The organism is Pseudomonas tohonis (genome assembly GCF_012767755.2).
Taxonomy (GTDB): domain Bacteria; phylum Pseudomonadota; class Gammaproteobacteria; order Pseudomonadales; family Pseudomonadaceae; genus Metapseudomonas; species Metapseudomonas tohonis.
Genome location: NZ_AP023189.1, coordinates 1,139,713 through 1,157,151, shown reverse-complemented (window position 1 = coordinate 1,157,151; position 17,439 = coordinate 1,139,713). Strand labels below are relative to the sequence as shown.

Sequence of the window (17,439 nt, the reverse complement as noted above, 5' to 3'; positions counted from 1 at the left end):
ATGATCATCGACACCCACCTGCACCCCACCAACCTGGTCGACGAAGCCTGGCGCCACACCGGCACGCCCTTCACCGGCGAGCGCATGCTCAAGCTGATGGACGGCCCCTACATGATCAATGGCAAGCCGCGCCGCATCGACATGGGCTTCATCCAGCCGCCGCCGGGCAACACCGGCTACCGCGACGGCAACCGCCGTGGCCGCGAGGGCGTGCGCGACTACATGTCGTACATCGCCGAGCTGTGCGTGAACTACCCGGACCGCTTCATCGGCAACTTCACCTTCAACCCGCGCTGGGGCCCGGAGAACGGTGCGGCGGAGCTGGAATTCCACGTCAAGGAATACGGTTTCAAGATGCTCAAGCTGCACGCCAACATGCACGGCTACCGGCCCGACCGCGCCCTGGACTGGCTGCGCCCGGCGATGAAGGTCTGCGCCAAGTACAACATCGTGGTGCTGATCCACACCGGTGACGGGCCCTACACCATCCCGACCATGTTCTACCCGATCATCCGCGAGTTCCCGATGGTGAACTTCATCATCGGCCACTTCGGCATCCAGACCGGCGGCAACTATTCCTTCGAGGCCTTCTGGATGGCGATGGACACGCCCAACGTGTACTGCGAGTCGGGCTGGTGCTTCCAGTCGCGCATCGTCGAGTTCGCCAAGGAGCTGCCGCGCCACAAGATCGTCTTCGGCACCGATTCGCCGCCGAACGAGCCGGGCATGTGGCTGCGCGAGCTGGAGGTGCTCTGCTCCCCCGCCCCGCAAGGGCTGGGCATCGACGAAGACCACCTGGAGGACTACCTGGGCAACAACATCGCGCGCCTGGTGGGCATCGACCCGACGCCGCCGCCCAAGGACCTGGCGGAGGCGGAGATCCGCCTGACCACCACCTACCTCTAGGGTTTCCACTGCGGTACTTACAGGCTCCCGGGGACCGCGCGCGGTCGGCCAGCCGGCCGGCTGCGCGCAGGGCTCGGACACCCGCGCCCCGGGACGCCTGCTTTTCGAGAGGTGCGACATGACCCTGCCGAGCTTTGCCACGACCCAGGATTTCCACGCGTTCATCGAGGCCTACCGCGAGCGCTTCGCCGACGACGTGCTGACCATCGCCGAACCCCTTTCCAGCGACCAGGACGTCACCGCCCTGGTCGACGCCCTGGCCGCCCGGGGCCGCCACCCGCTGCTGATCTGCGAGCGGGTGGGCAACCTTGGCGTGCCGGTGGCGACCAACCTGTTCGCCTCGCGAACCCGCATCGCCCGGCTCTTCGGCACCACCCCGGCGAAGCTCCACGAGGTGTTCCAGGCCCGCGCCAACGCGCCCATCCCGCCGGTCTACCTGGACAGCGGCCCGGTGCTCGACGAGGTGGTCGAGGGCGAGGCGCTGGATCTGGCGCTGCTGCCGATGCTCAAGCATTTCGACAGCGACCGCGGGCCCTACATCACCAACGCCATCATCGTCGCCCAGGACCCGGTCACGGGCGTGGCCAACATGAGCTACCACCGCTCCATGCGCCATGCCCGCCAGGCCCTGGCCACCAGCCTGCATTCGCGCGGCCACCTGTGGCGCATGCTGCAGGCCGCCCGCGAGCGCGGCGAGGAGCTGCCGGTGGCCATGGTGGTCGGCGCCCACCCGCTGTTCATGCTGGCCGCCGCCGCGCGCCTGCCCTATGGCGCCGACGAGCGTGCGGTGGCCGGCGGCCTGTTCGGCGCGCCCCTGGAGCTGGTGAAGACGCCGCGCTACGGCATCGGCGTGCCGGCCCACGCGGAGTTCGTGCTGGAGGGCGCCATCGACCCCACCGCCTATGCCGAGGAAGGCCCCTTCGGCGAGTTCAGCGGCTACTCCTCCGACCGCTCCACCAACAATGTGCTGCGCGTCGACACCCTGCTGCGCCGCCGCGACGCCTGGCTGGTGGACGTGGTCGGCGGGCGCTACGCCGAGCACCTGACCCTGGCACGCCTGCCCCGCGAGGCGGAGATGAGCGAGAAGCTCAAGGCGCGCTTCCCGGCGGTGACCGCCGTGCACTACCCCAACTCCGGCACCCACTTCCATTGCTACGTGGCGCTGGACCAGAGCCGCGACGGCGAGGCGCGGCAGATCATGCTCGCCCTGCTCGGCTGGGACCCGTACCTGAAGACGGTGATCGCGGTGGACAGCGACATCGACATCAGCGACGACAGCCAGGTGCTCTGGGCGCTGGCCACGCACTTCCAGCCGCACCAGGACCTGTTCACCATCGACGGCCTGCCGGGCAGCCCGCTGGACCCCTCCTCCTCGGCCAACGGCACCACCTCGCGCATGGGCCTGGACGCCACCCGTAGCTCGGGCTTCGACGGCATCCGCGCGCAGCTCGACCCGCGCATCCAGGGGCGCATGCGCCAGCTGCTCAAGAGCTACCTGCCGGGGAGCCCGTCATGACGCCGCGTCGCCTGGTGGTGGGCATCAGCGGCGCCTCGGGCTTCGTCTACGGCGTGCGCCTGCTGGAGCTGCTGGAGCAGCTGGGGATCGAGAGCCACCTGGTGCTGAGCCGCGCGGCGCAGCTGACCATGGCCCACGAGACCGACTACAAGCTGGCCGACGTCATCGCCCGCGCCAGCCACCACCACCGCGCCGAGGACGTCGCCGCCGGCATCGCCAGCGGCTCGTTCCGCTGCCTGGGCATGGTGGTGGCGCCCTGCTCCATGCGCACCCTGGCGGAGATCGCCAGCGGCGCCTCCTCCAGCCTGCTGACCCGCGCCGCCGACGTCACCCTCAAGGAACGCCGGCCGCTGGTGCTGATGGCCCGCGAGACGCCGCTGACCCTGGCGCACCTGCGCAACATGACCACCGTCACCGAGATGGGCGGGATCATCGCCCCGCCGGTGCCGGCCTTCTACGCCCGCCCGCAATCGCTTTCACAGATGGTCGACCACAGCCTCGGCCGGGTGCTCGACCTGTTCGGCCTCGACGCCGGCACCGCGCTGCGCTGGGGCGAACCCGCCCCGGACGCCAACGCCGCCGGCGGCCATTCCGCAACCCCGAAGGAGCTCGCATGAACACTGCATTCAACGCCCCGACGCCCAACCGCAAGATCCCGGTGACCATCCTCACCGGCTTCCTCGGGGCCGGCAAAACCACCCTGCTCAACTACATCCTCAAGGAGAACCACGGCCACAGGATCGCCGTGATCGAGAACGAGTTCGGCGAAGTCGGCATCGACGGCGACCTGGTGCTCAGCTCCGAGAGCGAGGAGATCTACGAGATGGTCAACGGCTGCGTGTGCTGCACCGCCGAGGTCCGCGAGGACCTGGTGCGCATCATCCGCGAGCTGGTGAAGCGCCCGGTGCGCCTGGACCGCATCCTCATCGAGACCAGCGGCCTGGCCGACCCCTACCCGGTGGCGCAGAGCTTCTTCATCGACGACCCGATCGCCGAGGAAGTGGAGCTGGACGCCATCGTCACCCTGGTGGACGCCAAGCACGTCGCCCAGCACCTGGAAGACCTGCAGCTGGACGGCGTCGACAACCAGGCGGTGGACCAGATCGTCTGCGCCGACCGCATCATCATCAACAAGGTGGACCTGGTGGGCGGCGAGGAACTGGCCGACCTGCAGGGCAAGGTGCGCAGCCTCAACGCCACTGCCGAGCTGGTGACCTCCAGCTACGCGCGCATCGACCTGGACGGCATCCTCGGCGTCGGCGCCTTCGAGGCCACCCGCAAGCTGATGGAGATCGGCGCGGAGCACCACGACCTTGACCACGAACACGACCACCACGGTCACGGCGCGGACGACGGCCACGAGCACGACCCCAGCGTCAGCTCGGTGGGCATCGCCGTGACCCGGGAGATCGACCTGATGGCCTTCCACCGCTGGATCAGCGACCTGCGCCAGCGCCAGGCCGACACCCTCTACCGCATGAAGGGCGTGCTCGCCGTGCAGGGCGAGGACCAGCGCTACGTGCTGCAGGGCGTGCACAGCCTGGTGGAATTCCGCGCCTCCACGCCCTGGGGCAACGAGGTGCGCACCAGCAAGATCGTGTTCATCGGCCGCGACCTCGACCGCGCCGCCCTCAACGAGGGGTTCGCCGCCTGCCTCGCGGGCTGACCACGCTCCGGGCTGCCGCTACGCCCGTGAGCCGGGCGACGGCCCTGGGCACACTGAACGGGTTCCCTCAGCAACAAGAACAATTCGCCAGAGGACTAGCACCATGAATTCAGCCGTGCACCCGGTAGACCAGGTTCTGCCGCTCCGTCAGATGCTCACCCTCGGCCTGCAACACATGGCCGTCTCCTACATCGGCGCCATCGCCGTCCCGCTGATCGTCGCCAGCGCCCTGAAGATGTCCCAGGCGGACACGGTGCTGCTGATCAGCACCACGCTGTTCTGCTGCGGCATCGCCACCCTGATGCAGACCCTGGGCTTCTGGAAGTTCGGCGTGCGCCTGCCGATCCTCCAGGGCGCCGCCTTCAGCAGCGTGGGGCCGGTGATCGCCATCGGCAGCAACCCCGATGTCGGCGTCGCCGGCATCTGCGGCGCGGTGATCGGCGCCGGGATCTTCACCATGCTGGTGGCGCCCTGGGTGGGCCGCCTGCGCCGGCTGTTCCCGCCCGTGGTCACCGGCTGCATCGTCACGGTGATCGGCCTGCAGCTGTTCCCCATCGCCTACGAATGGGCCGGCGGCGGGCGCAACCACAGCGACTTCGGCGCCCCCGGCTTCCTGCTGGTGACGCTGGTGGTGCTGGCGGTGATCCTGCTGGTGACCCGCTACGGCAGCCCGCTGCTGCGCAACATGTCGGTGCTGATCGGCATGCTGGTGGGCGGCGGCCTGGCCTACGCGCTGGGCATGGGCAACTTCCATGGCGTGGAAGAGGCGCCCTGGCTGACGGTGCCGGTGCCCTTCCACTTCGGCGTGCCCACCTTCGCGCTGATCCCCATCGCCACCCTGGTGGTGGTGATGATCGTGCAGATGGTCGAGTCCATGGGCCTGTTCGTGGCCATCGGCGACATCGTCGAGCGCCCGGTGGAAGACCGCCAGGTGGTCGCCGGGCTGCGCGCCAACGGCCTGTCCAGCGCCATCGCCGGGATGTTCGCCGCCTTCCCCTTCATCGCCTTCATGGAGAACGTCGGCCTGGTGATCCTCACCGGCGTGCGCAGCCGCTGGGTGGTGGCCGTCAGCGGCCTGATGATGTGCACCGTGGCGCTGATCCCCAAGGCCGGCGCCATCATCGCCTCGATGCCCACCGCGGCCCTGGGCGGCGCCGCCGTGGCGATGTTCGGCGTGGTCGCCGCTGCGGGCATCCAGACGCTGGCCAAGGTCGACTACGAGCGCAACCGCTACAACGTGCTGATCGTCGGCTTCACCATCGCCGCCGCCCTGGTGCCGGTGCTCTCCCCGGCCCTGTTCCATCAACTGCCCGCGTGGAGCCAGCCCTTCCTGCACAGCAGCGTGGTGATCGCCTGCCTGGTGTCGGTGGGCCTCAACGCCGCCCTCAACGGGGTCGGCGTGCCGGACGCCGCGAACGGCAAGACCCTGCACGACGTGCTCTGACCGCAACCACGGGAACCTTCCATGAACGACATCCTGATCAAGAATCCCCAGGCCGTGATGACCGGCCTGCGGGGCGAACGGGCCCGCGCCGGCAGCCTCGACATCCGCGTCCGCGACGGGCGCATCGCCGAGATGGCCAAAGACCTGCAGCCGGGTGCCGGCGAGCGGGTGATCGACGCGCGCCGCTGCCTGGTCTACCCGGGCTGGATCAACACCCACCACCACCTCGCGCAGAACCTGCTCAAGGCCGTGCCCGCCGGCCTCAACCAGGACCTGCAGGGCTGGCTGGCCAGCGTGCCCTACCCGCGCCTGTCGCGCTTCACCACGGAGCTGGTGCAGATCGCCGCGCGCCTGGGCATGGCCGAGCTGCTGCTGTCGGGCGTCACCACCTGCGCCGACCACCACTACCTCTACCACGCCAACGGCAGCACCGAGAGCGGCGACGCGCTGTTCGACATCGCCGAGGAATTCGGCATGCGCTTCGTGCTCTGCCGGGGCGGCGCGCTGGAGTCGGCCAACGCCCACCCGGGCTTCTCGAAGACGGCCCTGAAGCCGGAAAGCCTGGAACAGATGCTCGGCGACATCGAGCGGCTCAAGGCGCGCTACCACCAGGACACCCCGGACGCCCTGCGCCGGGTGGTGGTGGCGCCCACCACGCCGACCTTCTCGCTGCCGCCGACGCTGCTCCGCGAACTGGCGCAGAGCGCCCGGAACATGGGCCTGCGCCTGCACACGCACCTGTCGGAGACGCAGAACTACGTGAACTTCTGCCGCGAGAAATACAACTGCCTGCCGGTGGAGTTCGTCGCCGAGCACGAGTGGCTGGGGCCGGACGTGTGGTTCGCCCATATGGTCCACGCCCAGCCCTCGGAGATCCGCCTGCTGGCGCAGACCGGCAGCGGCATCTCCCACTGCCCGGTGAGCAATGCGCGCCTGGGCAGCGGCATCGCCCCGGTGCCGCAGATGGCGGAAGCCGGCGTGCCGATCTCGCTGGGGGTGGACGGCGTCGCCTCCAACGAGTCCGGGAGCATGGTGGGCGAGGCCAACACCGCCTGGCTGATCCACCGTGCGAACCAGGGCGCCTCGGCCACCCTCGCCGAGGACGTCATCCACTGGGGCACGGCCGGCGGCGCCAGGGTGCTGGGCCTGGGTGCGGTGGGCACCCTGGAAGTGGGCCAGGCCGCCGACCTGGTGCTCTACGGCCTGGACCACCCGCGCTTCTTCGGCTTCCACGACCCGGCCCTCGCCCCGGTGCTGGCCGGCGAGCCGATGGCGGTGCGCTACAGCCTGGTGGGAGGGCGCCTGGTGGTGGACGACGGGGTGATCCCGGGGCTCGATCTTGAGCGTCTGCGCCGCGAGGCACTCGACGGCGTGCAGCAACTGCTGCAGGGGGACTGAGGCCTGGAGGCCGCGCCGCCCGGGGCTCCCGGCGGCGCGGTCTACCCGCCTGGAAAGGCACTCGCGAAACATGGTACGTAAGTGCTAATTTCGCCTTTCCCTGCCCAGCCGAGCCCCGCCCATGCCGCTGACCTTCCGCCCCGCGACACCCGCCGACGCCCCGGCCATCGCCCCGCTGGTGTATCGCTCCGGACCCGCCGCCTTCGACCATGCCTTCGCCCGCAACGGCCACAGCGCGGTGGATTTCCTGCGCTGGACCCTGGCGCGGGAAGCCGGCGAGTTCGGCTACAAGGCGCACTGGGTGGGCGAGCAGGAGGGCCGCATCGTCGCCACCGGCACCGCCTTCAGCGGCGAGGCCAACCTGCGCAACAGCCTCGCGGCGCTGGGGCAGATCATCGGCTTCTACCGCCTCGGCGCCGCGTCGGTGATCCGCCGTGGCCTGCAACTGGAACGCATCATCCAGCCGCCACCGGCCGCCACCTGCTACCTCGCCCACCTGGGCGTGGAAGACGGCCTCACCGGCCAGGGCATCGGCCGGCAACTGATCGACCACCTCCTGCAACAGGGCCGCCACGCCGGCCTGCAGCGCGCCGCCCTCGACGTCTCGGCCGCCAACCCCCGCGCCCAGGCGCTCTACGAACGCCTCGGCTTCGTGGTGGAACGGGAGCGCCCCTCCACTCTCCCCGGCATCGCTGCGCATCGGTTCATGACCCGGGGGATTTGAGGGGGGCGCGGACCGTAGGATGGCGTAGAGCGAAGCGAAACCCATGCTGTGCCGTGCATGGCCTGATCATCCCATCGCGAATGAATTCGCTCCCACCAGGGCGGCGGCGCTGCGCGCCGCTTGGCGACTGAAGTCGCCCCTACATCGATCATGCGCAGACGCGACCGTCGTGCTCCTGACAGGCTACCGGAGCGGGTATGGCTGGGTTTAGGATGCGGCAGCAGGCGCCCGCAGAGGCGCCGACCTGACCGCGACGGCCTGTTCACCGACCATAGGGATAGCCCATGAGCACGCTGGAAACCGTTGAACTGAAGGCCTTCGTCCCCGCGAAGGACTACGAGCAGAGCCAATCCTTCTATCTGGACCTGGGCTTCAGGCCCGGCGGCGTGTCCGACGAGATCGCCTACTTCAGCCATGGCGACTGCGCCTTCCTGCTGCAGAACTTCTACGAGCCGGCCCTGGCCGAGAACCTGATGATGCACCTGCTGGTGAAGGACGTTGAGGCCTGGTGGCAGCACGTGCAGGCCAGCGGAGTGATCGAGCGCTACGGGGTGCGCGCCATCGCGCCCCAGGACCAGCCCTGGCGCATGCGCGACTTCGTGCTGTTCGACCCCAGTGGCGTGCTCTGGCGCATCGGCCAGAACATCTGAGCGCAACCCCGCCGGCACCTGGTGTCGGCGGCCACCGGGCCAGCGTCTATGCTTGCTCTGACCCTGAAGTGACGGCGGTGCCGCTAAGTGATCCCCCTCCTCGTCTGCGATGACTCGATGATGGCGCGCAAGCAACTGATCCGCGCCCTGCCCCAGGACTGGCCGGTGTCCATCACCCAGGCCACCCAGGGCGAAGAAGCCATGGTCGCCATCCGCCAGGGCCTGGGCCAGGTGGTGCTGCTGGACCTGACCATGCCGGTGATGGATGGCTACCAGGTGCTCGCCCAGCTGCGCGCCGAAGGCCTGGTGGCCCAGGTTGTGGTGGTTTCCGGCGACATCCAGGAGGAAGCCCAGCGCCGGGTGATGGAGCTGGGCGCCCTGGCCTTCATCAAGAAGCCCGCCGACCCGGCCGAGCTGCGCGCCGTGCTGGTGCGCCTGGGCCTGCTCAAGGTGCCGGCGCCGGGCGTGCCCGCCGAGCCGGTGCCCTCCCGCGAGGACCTGGTCCTCAAGGTCAACTTCCGCGATGCCCTGCGCGAGGTGAGCAACGTCGCCATGGGCCGCGCCGCCGCGCTGCTGGCCAAGGTGCTGGATGTCTTCGTGCAGTTGCCGGTACCCCAGGTGAACATCTTCGAAGTCAGCGAATTGCACATGACCCTGGCCGACGCCCAGCGCGGCGAGCGGCTCAGCGCGCTGTGCCAGGGCTTCATCGGCGACGCCATCGCCGGCGAGGCGCTGCTGCTGTTCCACGATTCCGAGATCGCCGACATGGCCAACCTGCTGCGCTGGCAGCCGGCCGACGACAAGGAAACCTCGGAGATGCTGCTGGACCTGGCAAGCATCCTCATCGGCGCCTGCCTGGCCGGCATCGCCGAGCAGATCGACGTGCGTTTCTCCCAGGGCCACCCGCAACTGCTCGGGCAGCATGCGTCCATCGAGCGGCTGATCCACCTCAACCGCACCCGCTGGAAGAAGACCCTGGCGGTGGAGATCAGCTACAGCGTCGAGGCCCACGACGTGCACTTCGACCTGCTGCTGCTGTTCACCGAGGACTCGATCCCGCGCCTGACCCACAAGATCCGCTACCTGATGGACTGACCCATGCCGGCACAGATCGATATCAAAGAGGTTCACTGGCTGCTCGACATCGTGCAGTGCATCGACGTCGGCGTGGTGGTGCTCGACCGCCAGTACCGCGTGGAGGTGTGGAACAGCTTCATGGAGAACCACTCCGGCCTGGGCCCGGACGAGGTCCACGGCAAGGTGCTGTTCGAGCTGTTCGAGGAGATCGACGAGACCTGGCTGCGGCGCAAGGTGGACAGCGTGGTGCAACTCGGCACCCGCGCCTTCAGCCTGTGGGAGCAGCGGCCTTACCTCGTGCGCTTCAAGAACTACCAGCCGATCACCGGGGAGGAGGACTTCATGTACCAGAACGTCACCCTGCTGCCGCTGATGGGTGCCAGCGGCAGCGTGGAGCACCTGTGCGTGGTGATCTACGACGTCACCGAGGTGGCGCGCTACAAGAAGCAGGTCGCCGCCCTGCGCGCCGGCGACGGCGGCCCGGCATAGCCTCCACCCACCACGCCCCGTGTAGGGGCGAATTCATTCGCCCAGCGCCGCCGTCCCCGTGGGAGCGAATTCATTCGCGATCGGATGATCGGGCCGTGCCCCCACAGCGAAGCCTCAGGCAGGACACCGTGCCGGGGCCCGACTCCGCCCGGTGGAGGTAGAAAGCGACCTCCACCCTACGCATGGGTCGAGCCCATCCGCCGCCTACGTGGGAGCGAATTCATTCGCGATCGGCCGATCGGGCACGCACCCACAGCACCTTCGCGCATCGGCATTCGGTGGGCTGAAGCCCACCCTACGGGGGTCACTTGAGGTACCACCCCCAGGGTTCCTGGCTGCGGTATTCGGTGACCTGCTTGACCTCCAGGTAGTTGTCCAGCCCCCAGCGGCCCAGCTCGCGGCCGATGCCGCTCTGTTTCATCCCGCCCCAGGGCGCCTGGGTGAAGGTGGGTTGCGAGCAGTTGACCCAGACGATGCCGGCGCGCAGGGCGTTGGCCACCCGTGCGGCGCGGTCGAGGTCGGCGCTCATCACGGCGGCGGCGAGGCCGAAGCGGCTGTCGTTGGCCATGCGCAGGGCGTCGGCCTCGGTCTTGAAGCGCTTGACGCAGAGCACCGGGCCGAAGACCTCCTCGCGCCAGATGCTGGCGTTGTCGGCCGGCTCGTCGAAGATGGTCGGCTCCAGGAAGTAGCCGTGGGACAGGTGCGCGGGGCGCTTGCCGCCGCTGATCAGGGTGGCCTCGCGGGTGCCCTGCTCGATCATCCCCAGCACCTTCTGGTACTGCCCGGCGCTGACCAGCGGGCCCAGCAGCACGCCGCGTTCCAGCCCCGGGCCGATGGTGATGCGCCGGGCCTCGGCGACCAGGCGCTCGAGCAGTCGCGGGGCGATGCCTTCCTGCACCAGCAGGCGCGAGGTGGCGCTGCACACCTGGCCCTGGTTCCAGAAGATGCCGAACATGATCCATTCCACCGCGGCCTCGACATCGGCGTCATCGAAGACGATGAAGGCCGACTTGCCGCCCAGCTCCAGGCTGATGTTCTTGATGTCGGCCGCCGCCGCCGACATGATCTTCGCCCCCGTCGGCACGCTGCCGGTGAAGGCCAGCTTGTCCACGCCCGGGTGCTGGCTGAGCGGCCCGCCGGCATCGCCGCCGAGGCCGGTGACCACGTTGAGCACGCCGAAGGGCAGGCCGATGCGGTCGGCCGCGCTGGCCAGTTCCAGGGCGGTGAGCGGGGTCAGCTCCGACGGCTTGAGCACGCAGGTGGCGCCCGCCGCCAGGGCCGGGGCGACCTTCCAGGCGGCCATCAGGAGCGGGTAGTTCCAGGGGATGATCTGCCCGGCCACGCCCACCGGCTCGTGGCGGATGCGGCAGCGAAAGCGCGCGTCCGGCAGCTCCAGCGCCTCGTCCTGGCGGCCGTCCAGCTCGCGGGCCAGTTCGGCGTAGTAGCGGAAGCAGCCGATGGCATCGGCGATGTCCCATTGCGCCTCGGGCAGCGGCTTGCCGTTGTCGCGCACCTCCAGCACCGCCAGGGCGTCCTGGCGCCCTTCCAGTTCGTTGGCCAGGGCCTCCAGCCAGCCGGCACGCTCGGCGCCCGTGGTCTGCCCCCAGCCGCGGTTGAAGGCCTGGCGCGCGGCGCGCACGGCGTGGTCGATGTCTTCCTCGGTGGCCGCCGGCACGCGCTGGATCAGGTCGCCGCTGCTCGGGTCGAGCACGTCGAAATGGCCGCCCAGGTCCGGGCGTACCCATTGGCCGTTGATATACAGCTGGTCACGCATGGTGGCTCTCCAGGGTCGTCAGGCGCCGGTGCGGCGGTTCTGCAGGTAGCGGGAGGTGAACAGCAGCGCCAGGGAGGCGCAGATGATCACGGTCGAGATGGCGTTGATCTCCGGGGTGATGCCCCGGCGGATCGACGAGAAGATGTAGATGGGCAGCGTGGTTTCCGAGCCGGCGACGAAGAAGGCGATGATGAAGTCGTCGAAGCTGAAGGTGAACGCCAGGAGGAAGCCGGCCATGATCGCCGGCGCGATCTGCGGCAGCACCACGCGGCGGAAGGTTTCCAGCGGCGGCGCGTAGAGGTCGGCGGAAGCTTCCAGCAGGGCCTTGTCCAGGGACTCGACGCGGGTGCGGACGATGACCATCACCAGCGCCATGGTGAACAGCGAGTGGGCCGCGACCACGGTGATGAAGCCCATGCGCAGGCGCGGCAGGCCGGCGCCGAGGAGCAGGTCCAGCAGCGGGTTGAGCACCTCGAACAGGCTGATGAAGGCGATCAGCGTGGCGATGCCGATGACGATGCCGGGGATGATGATCGCGCAGTAGGTCAGGGCGTCGAAGAACATGCGCACGCGCCGCCCTACCCGCTGCAGGCCGAACACCGCGAGGGTGCCGAACAGGGTGGCGATCAGCGCCGAGCACAGGGCGATCAGCGCGCTGTTGCCCAGGGCCTCCATGATGAAGGGGTTGCCGAAGGCGCGACCGAACCACTGCACCGAGCAGCATTCGAAGGACAGCCCGCTGCGCCCGGCGTTGAAGCTGAAGAGGATGATCAGCGCGATGGGTGCATAGAGGAACAGGTACAGCGAGGTGGAATAGCTGCGCAGCCACATGTCAGAGCATCCCGTCGGTGGAGCGCTTGCCGTAGCGCGCCACGAGCTTGAGGTAGATGAAGATGATCACCAGCATCATCGCCACCAGGGTCATGGCCACCGCGCTGCCGAAGGGCCAGTTGCGCGATTGCAGGAACAGGTCGACCAGGGCGTTGCCGACGAAGAACACCTTGCCGCCGCCGAGGATGGCGGGGATCAGGAACTCGCCCATGAGCAGGATGAACACCAGCATGGCGCCGGTGATCACCCCCGGCGCGGAGAGCGGCAGGGTCACCCGGCGGAAGGTCTCGAAGGCACTGGCGCCGAGGTCGGAGGAGGCCTCCAGCAGGCGCTTGTCGAGCTTCTCCAGGCTCACGTAGATGGGGAACACCATCAGCGGCAGGTAGCCGTAGACGATGCCGATCAGCACCGCCGTGGGGGTGTTGATCAGGCGCACGTCCTCCAGGCCGACGCTGGCCAGCAAGGCGGGGATGCCCTTGCCGCCGAGGATGAAGATCCAGGCGTAGGTGCGGATCAGGAAGCTGGTCCAGAACGGCACGATCACCAGGGTCAGCAGCAGCGACTTGTTGCGCTGCACCTTCACCGCCAGGAAGTAGGCCAGCGGGTAGGCCGCCAGCAGGCACACCAGGGTGCCCACCGGGGCTAGGAACAGGGTGTTGGCGAAGGCCTTGGCCCGCGAGCCGAGGTTGAGGTAGTTGTCCAGGGTCAGCGCGGCGGCGTAGCCACCCACCGGGCTGCGCTCGCCGAGGCTGAAGACCAGGATGATCACCAGCGGCATCAGCAGCATCAGCAGGAACCACAGGGTGGACGGCAGCAGCAGGAGCAGCGTGACGCGGCGTCCGAGGCTGCGACTTTCGACCGGCGCGGCCTGGCCCGCATCGACCGGTGCGGGAGCGCTGAGAGCGACGTTCATGGAAGAGTCCCTACGATTCATGGAGGCGACCAGGGTAGGAGCGAGCTCTGCTCGCGAATGCGGCGTCGCGATTCACGGCTGGAGCTCGCCCCTGCGACGGCAGCGACGGTCAGGCAGCCTTGAAGCGCGCCATCAGTTCGGCACGTTCCGGGCTGGTGAGGGTGGCGGCGGCGCCGAACTCCAGGGCGCTGAGCAGTTCGGCGGCCGGGTACATGATCGGGTCGTCGAGCATCGCCTTGGGCAGCAGCGCGTCCACGCGCTTGTCGCCGCTCGGGTAGCCGTGGGCTTCCACTTCCAGCTTGTTGACCTGCGGGTCGAGGAGGAAGTTGATCAGCGCGTAGGCGGCATCGGGGCGTTCGGCACCCTTGGGGATGGCGAAGAAGTCGCTCCACAGCTCGCCGCCTTCCTTGCCCAGGGTGAACTGCATGTTCGGCAGGTCGCGGTGCAGCTGCGAGCCGTCGCCGGTCCAGCACATGGACATCCAGGCGTCGCCGTTGCGCATCGAGGGCTGGTAGTCGGAGTTGATGGCGAACAGGTGCGGCTTGACCTCCAGCAGCAGCTTCTCGGCGTCGGCCAACTCCTTCGGGTCCAGCGAGTTGAAGCTGTAGCCGAAGGACTTCAGCGCATTGCCGATGGCGGTGAGCTGGTAGTCATGGACCATCACGCGACCCGAGGCCTCGCCCTTGGCCAGCTCCCAGAACTCTTTCCAGCTGCTGGGCCTGGATTTGATCCTGTCGCTGTCGTAGACGAAGCCGGTGGTGCCCCAGTTCTTCGGCACGGCGTAGAGCTTGCCGTTGACGATGCCCTGCTCCATGAAGCGCTTCTCGTAGCTGGCGGCATCGAAGTTGGGCAGGCGCGAGAGGTCCAGCGGCTCGATCAGGCCCAGCTCGACGTAGGTGCTGATGGTGTAGTTGGTGGGCACGAAGAGGTCCCAGCCGCTGCCGCCGGCCTGGAGCTTGGCGAGCATCTCCTCGTTGGAGCCGAAGACGTTCATCTGCACGTGGGCGCCGGTCTTCTCGGCGAAGGCCGCGAAGTTCTCGGCGTTGTGGTAGTTCGGCCAGGTGGCCAGCACCACGCGGTCGCCGATGGCCTTGTCGGCGCCGTAGGCCTTGCCGGTGAGCAGGCCGGGCATGTTTGTGGCGACCACCGCAGCGGCCAGGCCCAGGCCCGTGCGGCCGAGGAATTCACGTCGGGTGATGGAGCCGTTCTGCCAGCTGCGCATCTGTTTGATGAAGTCTTTACGGTCCATTGCCTGCTACCCCGCCTGTTGAGTGTTGGTTTTCTTGTCTGCCCTGCACTGCAAAAGCCCCTGCGATGCCTTGCCGGGGAGATGAACTAGAGCGCCATGGCCAGGCCGGCGGCCTGGTCCCAGCCGATGCGCACCGGCGCGCCATGCTCGAAGGCCGCCTTGTCGCGCCCGGTGTGGCCCGGCACGCGCACGCAGACGATGCCGAAGGGCTCGGTGCGCACGCGGTATTCGGTGAGGTTGCCCAGGTAGATGCGGTCCACCACCTCCCCGGCCAGGCTGATCTCCCGGGCCAGGGCGTCGGCGGCATTGCCGATGGCGATCTGCTCCGGGCGCACGGCGATGCAGCCCGGCTCGCTGGCTGCCAGGCGCGGGCCGGTGGGGGTGGCCGGGCTGGCCAGTTGCAGGCCCTGGGGCATGTCCAGCAGCACGCGGTCGCCGTCCACCCGGCGCACGGTGCCGGTGAACAGGTTGGATTCGCCGATGAAGTCCGCCACGTAGCGGCTGGCGGGGGTTTCGTAGAGCTGCTCGGGGGTGGCGGTCTGGATGATGCCGCCGTCCTGCATGACGCTGATGCTGTCGCTCATCGACAGCGCCTCTTCCTGGTCGTGGGTGACCAGCACGAAGGTGATGCCGACCTCGCGCTGCAGGCGCAGCAGTTCGGACTGCATCTCCTTGCGCAGCTTGCGGTCCAGCGCCGCCAGGGGCTCGTCGAGCAACAGCACGGTGGGCTTGTTGACCAGGGCGCGGGCCAGGGCCACGCGCTGCTGCTGGCCCCCGGAAAGCTCGTGGGGCTTGCGCTGGCCGAAGCCGGTGAGGCGCACCATCTCCAGGGCCTCGTCGGCGCGGCGGCGCTGCTCCTCGCGGTCGGGCCGGGGGGTCAGGTAGCGCAGGCCGTAGGCGATGTTTTCCGCCACCGTGAGGTGGGGGAACAGGGCGTAGCTCTGGAACACCATGTTCACCGGCCGCTGGTGCGCCGGAATGCCCGCCACGGGCCGGCCGCCGAGCCAGACTTCGCCGGCGCTGGGCTGCTCGAAGCCGGCGATCATGCGCAGGGTGGTGGTCTTGCCGCAGCCGGAGCTGCCGAGGAAGGAGTGGAAGGCGCCCCGCCGGACCTTGAAGTTCAGCCCGCTGACCGCGCGCACCGAGCCGTAGCTCTTTTCCACGTTGCGGAATTCGATATCGAAGACAGCGTCTGCATCGCTCACGACCAGCCCCTTTTCCAGGTGTTCCTGCTTGTGGGGCCACGCTATCAACCGCTGTTTCGGACTGTATATATCCCTCCGGGGATAGGGCCCGGCGCCGCCCGGTGGCCCGCCAACCTCCTGGGGAGCTATTCACAGAAGCTGTGGATAACTTTGTGGACAGCGAGTGGATGGGCGCGTGCGCACCGCTCCTGACAGGGGTCGCCGGGAACTGTTCATTTTTTGATCGATCAGGTGGTGACGCCGATCGCCTGCGGCTACCAGATCAGCCCCCCAGGGGCAAGCGTCCGTGTGCCCACAGAAACGGTGGATGAAGCTGTGGATAACTCGTCTATAACCTCCCACAGGCCAGCAACGACGGGAGCCTCGCGAATATGTACAAAAAATGAACAGCGGTGCAAAAGTGCGATTTCACGTCGCACCGGCGACGAAAAGCGCTTGCCACCGGAGCTGCGCCAAGGCAAGCCTTTTTTCTGCATAAAAAGGCTTGCCGCAGGGGCTGAAATGTCGCAGGGGGTGGGATTTCCTGCCCACATTATCTGTGGAGCGGACTGTGGATAAGTCGTGGACAGGCAGCTCTGGACCTTGCGCCGCGCGGGTTGCAGACCAATGGTTGGTTATTGATCAGCGCCGCTAAATTCCCGTTGGCGATAAGGCCCTGCGCTCAGATCGCGGTACGCAATACCGGATCGATGGAGGCCTCGCGCTGCCCGGCGAGGTCACGCACCAGCAGGCCGAGCAACTCCGACTGGCTGCCGATGCCGAGCTTGGCGTAGATGTTCTTGCGGTGGATCTTCACCGTGCCGGGGCTGATGGCCAGGTGTTCGGCCACCGAGGCGCTGGAATGCCCGCGCAGGAGCATCTGCACCACTTCCTGCTCCCGGGCGGTGAGCAGGTGGGCGCCGAATTGCTCGAAGGTCTCGCGGATCTTGTAGTCCAGGTCCTGGGCCGGACGCGGCTGGTGGGCGCGGCGCTGTTCCCAGGCCTCCCCCACCACCTGTTCGACCACCCCCTGGGCGCAGTCGAGCAGCTGCATCTCGTCGCGGCTGTAGGCCGGGCTGCAGGCGCTGCGCATCAGCGAGAGCACGGCCTTGGCGCCGTCGGCGAGGTCGACGAAGAAGGCGATCTCCTCGGTGAGGCCGGTCTGCTGGTAGTAGGTGACGTAGTACTCGCCCAGGTAGAAGTGGTCCGGCGCGAACTGGCGCAGGCGCCACAGCCCGGGTGCCTGGTTGCGGGTGCAGGCGAGGTAGAAGGGGTCGAGCAGGTAGGGGCCGACCTGGTAGTCCTCGACATAGACGTGGCGCTTGTCCGCCGGGAAGGTGTCGAACAGCGCCAGCGGTCGGTGGTTGCCCTCGTAGACGAAGAGCACGAAGTGATCGACGTGACAGATCTGCTGCAACCATTGGGCGAGGCCGAGCAGGCGCGCGCGGCCGGCGGGCAGCGACAGCAGGTGGGCGACACCGGTGGTCCAGTGCTTGAGTTCCTTGGGACGCATCATGGAATCGTCTGATGTGGGGCTGCGCTTCGAACGCACCAGGCGTTCATCATTTCGCACAGAAATGCACGATCTGCGCCATTATTCCGAACTCTCGCCAATCCC

Annotated in this window: 16 protein-coding genes; 10 read left to right on the top strand and 6 right to left on the bottom strand. The window is 68.3% G+C overall.

Annotation, left to right across the window (positions count from 1 at the left end; genetic code table 11):
* The 10 genes from HSX14_RS05375 to HSX14_RS05330 all read left to right on the top strand — a co-directional run bounded on the left by HSX14_RS05375 (nucleotide 1) and on the right by HSX14_RS05330 (nucleotide 9,870).
* On the top strand, nucleotides 1–906 hold the full coding sequence (locus HSX14_RS05375) for an amidohydrolase family protein (protein ID WP_043245036.1): 906 nt from the start codon (nucleotides 1–3) through the stop codon (nucleotides 904–906).
* A 118-nt stretch (nucleotides 907–1,024) separates the two neighbouring features.
* Complete coding sequence (locus tag HSX14_RS05370; protein ID WP_173173551.1) at nucleotides 1,025–2,422, top strand: UbiD family decarboxylase; 1,398 nt, start codon at nucleotides 1,025–1,027, stop codon at nucleotides 2,420–2,422.
* Complete coding sequence (locus HSX14_RS05365) at nucleotides 2,419–3,039, top strand: UbiX family flavin prenyltransferase (RefSeq protein WP_173173553.1); 621 nt, start codon at nucleotides 2,419–2,421, stop codon at nucleotides 3,037–3,039. Before HSX14_RS05370 ends, HSX14_RS05365 begins: the two co-directional genes overlap by 4 nt.
* Nucleotides 3,036–4,088 carry a CobW family GTP-binding protein gene (locus HSX14_RS05360; RefSeq protein ID WP_173173555.1) on the top strand — a complete coding sequence of 351 codons (1,053 nt, stop codon included), beginning with the start codon at nucleotides 3,036–3,038 and terminating at the stop codon, nucleotides 4,086–4,088. Before HSX14_RS05365 ends, HSX14_RS05360 begins: the two co-directional genes overlap by 4 nt.
* Nucleotides 4,089–4,191: 103 nt before the next feature.
* Entirely contained in the window at nucleotides 4,192–5,532 is a 1,341-nt protein-coding gene (locus HSX14_RS05355) for a nucleobase:cation symporter-2 family protein (protein ID WP_173173557.1), read from the top strand.
* 21 nt (nucleotides 5,533–5,553) lie between these two features.
* Entirely contained in the window at nucleotides 5,554–6,930 is a 1,377-nt protein-coding gene (locus HSX14_RS05350; protein ID WP_173173559.1) for an amidohydrolase family protein, read from the top strand.
* 121 nt (nucleotides 6,931–7,051) lie between these two features.
* Nucleotides 7,052–7,654 carry a GNAT family N-acetyltransferase gene (locus tag HSX14_RS05345; protein ID WP_173173561.1) on the top strand — a complete coding sequence of 201 codons (603 nt, stop codon included), beginning with the start codon at nucleotides 7,052–7,054 and terminating at the stop codon, nucleotides 7,652–7,654.
* 284 nt (nucleotides 7,655–7,938) lie between these two features.
* A complete protein-coding gene (locus tag HSX14_RS05340) occupies nucleotides 7,939–8,304 on the top strand; it encodes a VOC family protein (protein WP_173173563.1) in 366 nt (121 codons plus the stop codon).
* Between the two features lie 87 nt (nucleotides 8,305–8,391).
* On the top strand, nucleotides 8,392–9,399 hold the full coding sequence (locus HSX14_RS05335) for a response regulator (protein WP_173173565.1): 1,008 nt from the start codon (nucleotides 8,392–8,394) through the stop codon (nucleotides 9,397–9,399).
* 3 nt (nucleotides 9,400–9,402) lie between these two features.
* Entirely contained in the window at nucleotides 9,403–9,870 is a 468-nt protein-coding gene (locus HSX14_RS05330; RefSeq protein ID WP_173173567.1) for a PAS domain-containing protein, read from the top strand.
* A gap of 304 nt (nucleotides 9,871–10,174) precedes the next feature.
* Here HSX14_RS05330 and HSX14_RS05325 read toward each other — a convergent pair whose 3' ends face one another.
* The 6 genes from HSX14_RS05325 to HSX14_RS05300 all read right to left on the bottom strand — a co-directional run bounded on the left by HSX14_RS05325 (nucleotide 10,175) and on the right by HSX14_RS05300 (nucleotide 17,334).
* Nucleotides 10,175–11,644 carry an aldehyde dehydrogenase family protein gene (locus HSX14_RS05325; protein ID WP_173173570.1) on the bottom strand — a complete coding sequence of 490 codons (1,470 nt, stop codon included), beginning with the start codon at nucleotides 11,642–11,644 and terminating at the stop codon, nucleotides 10,175–10,177.
* A gap of 18 nt (nucleotides 11,645–11,662) precedes the next feature.
* Nucleotides 11,663–12,475, bottom strand: coding sequence for an ABC transporter permease (locus HSX14_RS05320; protein WP_173173572.1), 813 nt, complete (start codon nucleotides 12,473–12,475; stop codon nucleotides 11,663–11,665).
* A gap of 1 nt (nucleotide 12,476) precedes the next feature.
* Nucleotides 12,477–13,388, bottom strand: coding sequence for an ABC transporter permease (locus HSX14_RS05315; protein ID WP_173173574.1), 912 nt, complete (start codon nucleotides 13,386–13,388; stop codon nucleotides 12,477–12,479).
* 109 nt (nucleotides 13,389–13,497) lie between these two features.
* The gene (locus HSX14_RS05310; protein ID WP_173173576.1) at nucleotides 13,498–14,637 is read right to left on the bottom strand and encodes an ABC transporter substrate-binding protein; all 1,140 of its coding nucleotides are present in this window, start codon (nucleotides 14,635–14,637) and stop codon (nucleotides 13,498–13,500) included.
* 86 nt (nucleotides 14,638–14,723) lie between these two features.
* Nucleotides 14,724–15,842, bottom strand: coding sequence for an ABC transporter ATP-binding protein (locus tag HSX14_RS05305; RefSeq protein ID WP_173173578.1), 1,119 nt, complete (start codon nucleotides 15,840–15,842; stop codon nucleotides 14,724–14,726).
* A 661-nt stretch (nucleotides 15,843–16,503) separates the two neighbouring features.
* Nucleotides 16,504–17,334 carry a response regulator transcription factor gene (locus HSX14_RS05300; RefSeq protein WP_173173609.1) on the bottom strand — a complete coding sequence of 277 codons (831 nt, stop codon included), beginning with the start codon at nucleotides 17,332–17,334 and terminating at the stop codon, nucleotides 16,504–16,506.
* Between the last annotated feature and the right edge of the window lie 105 nt (nucleotides 17,335–17,439).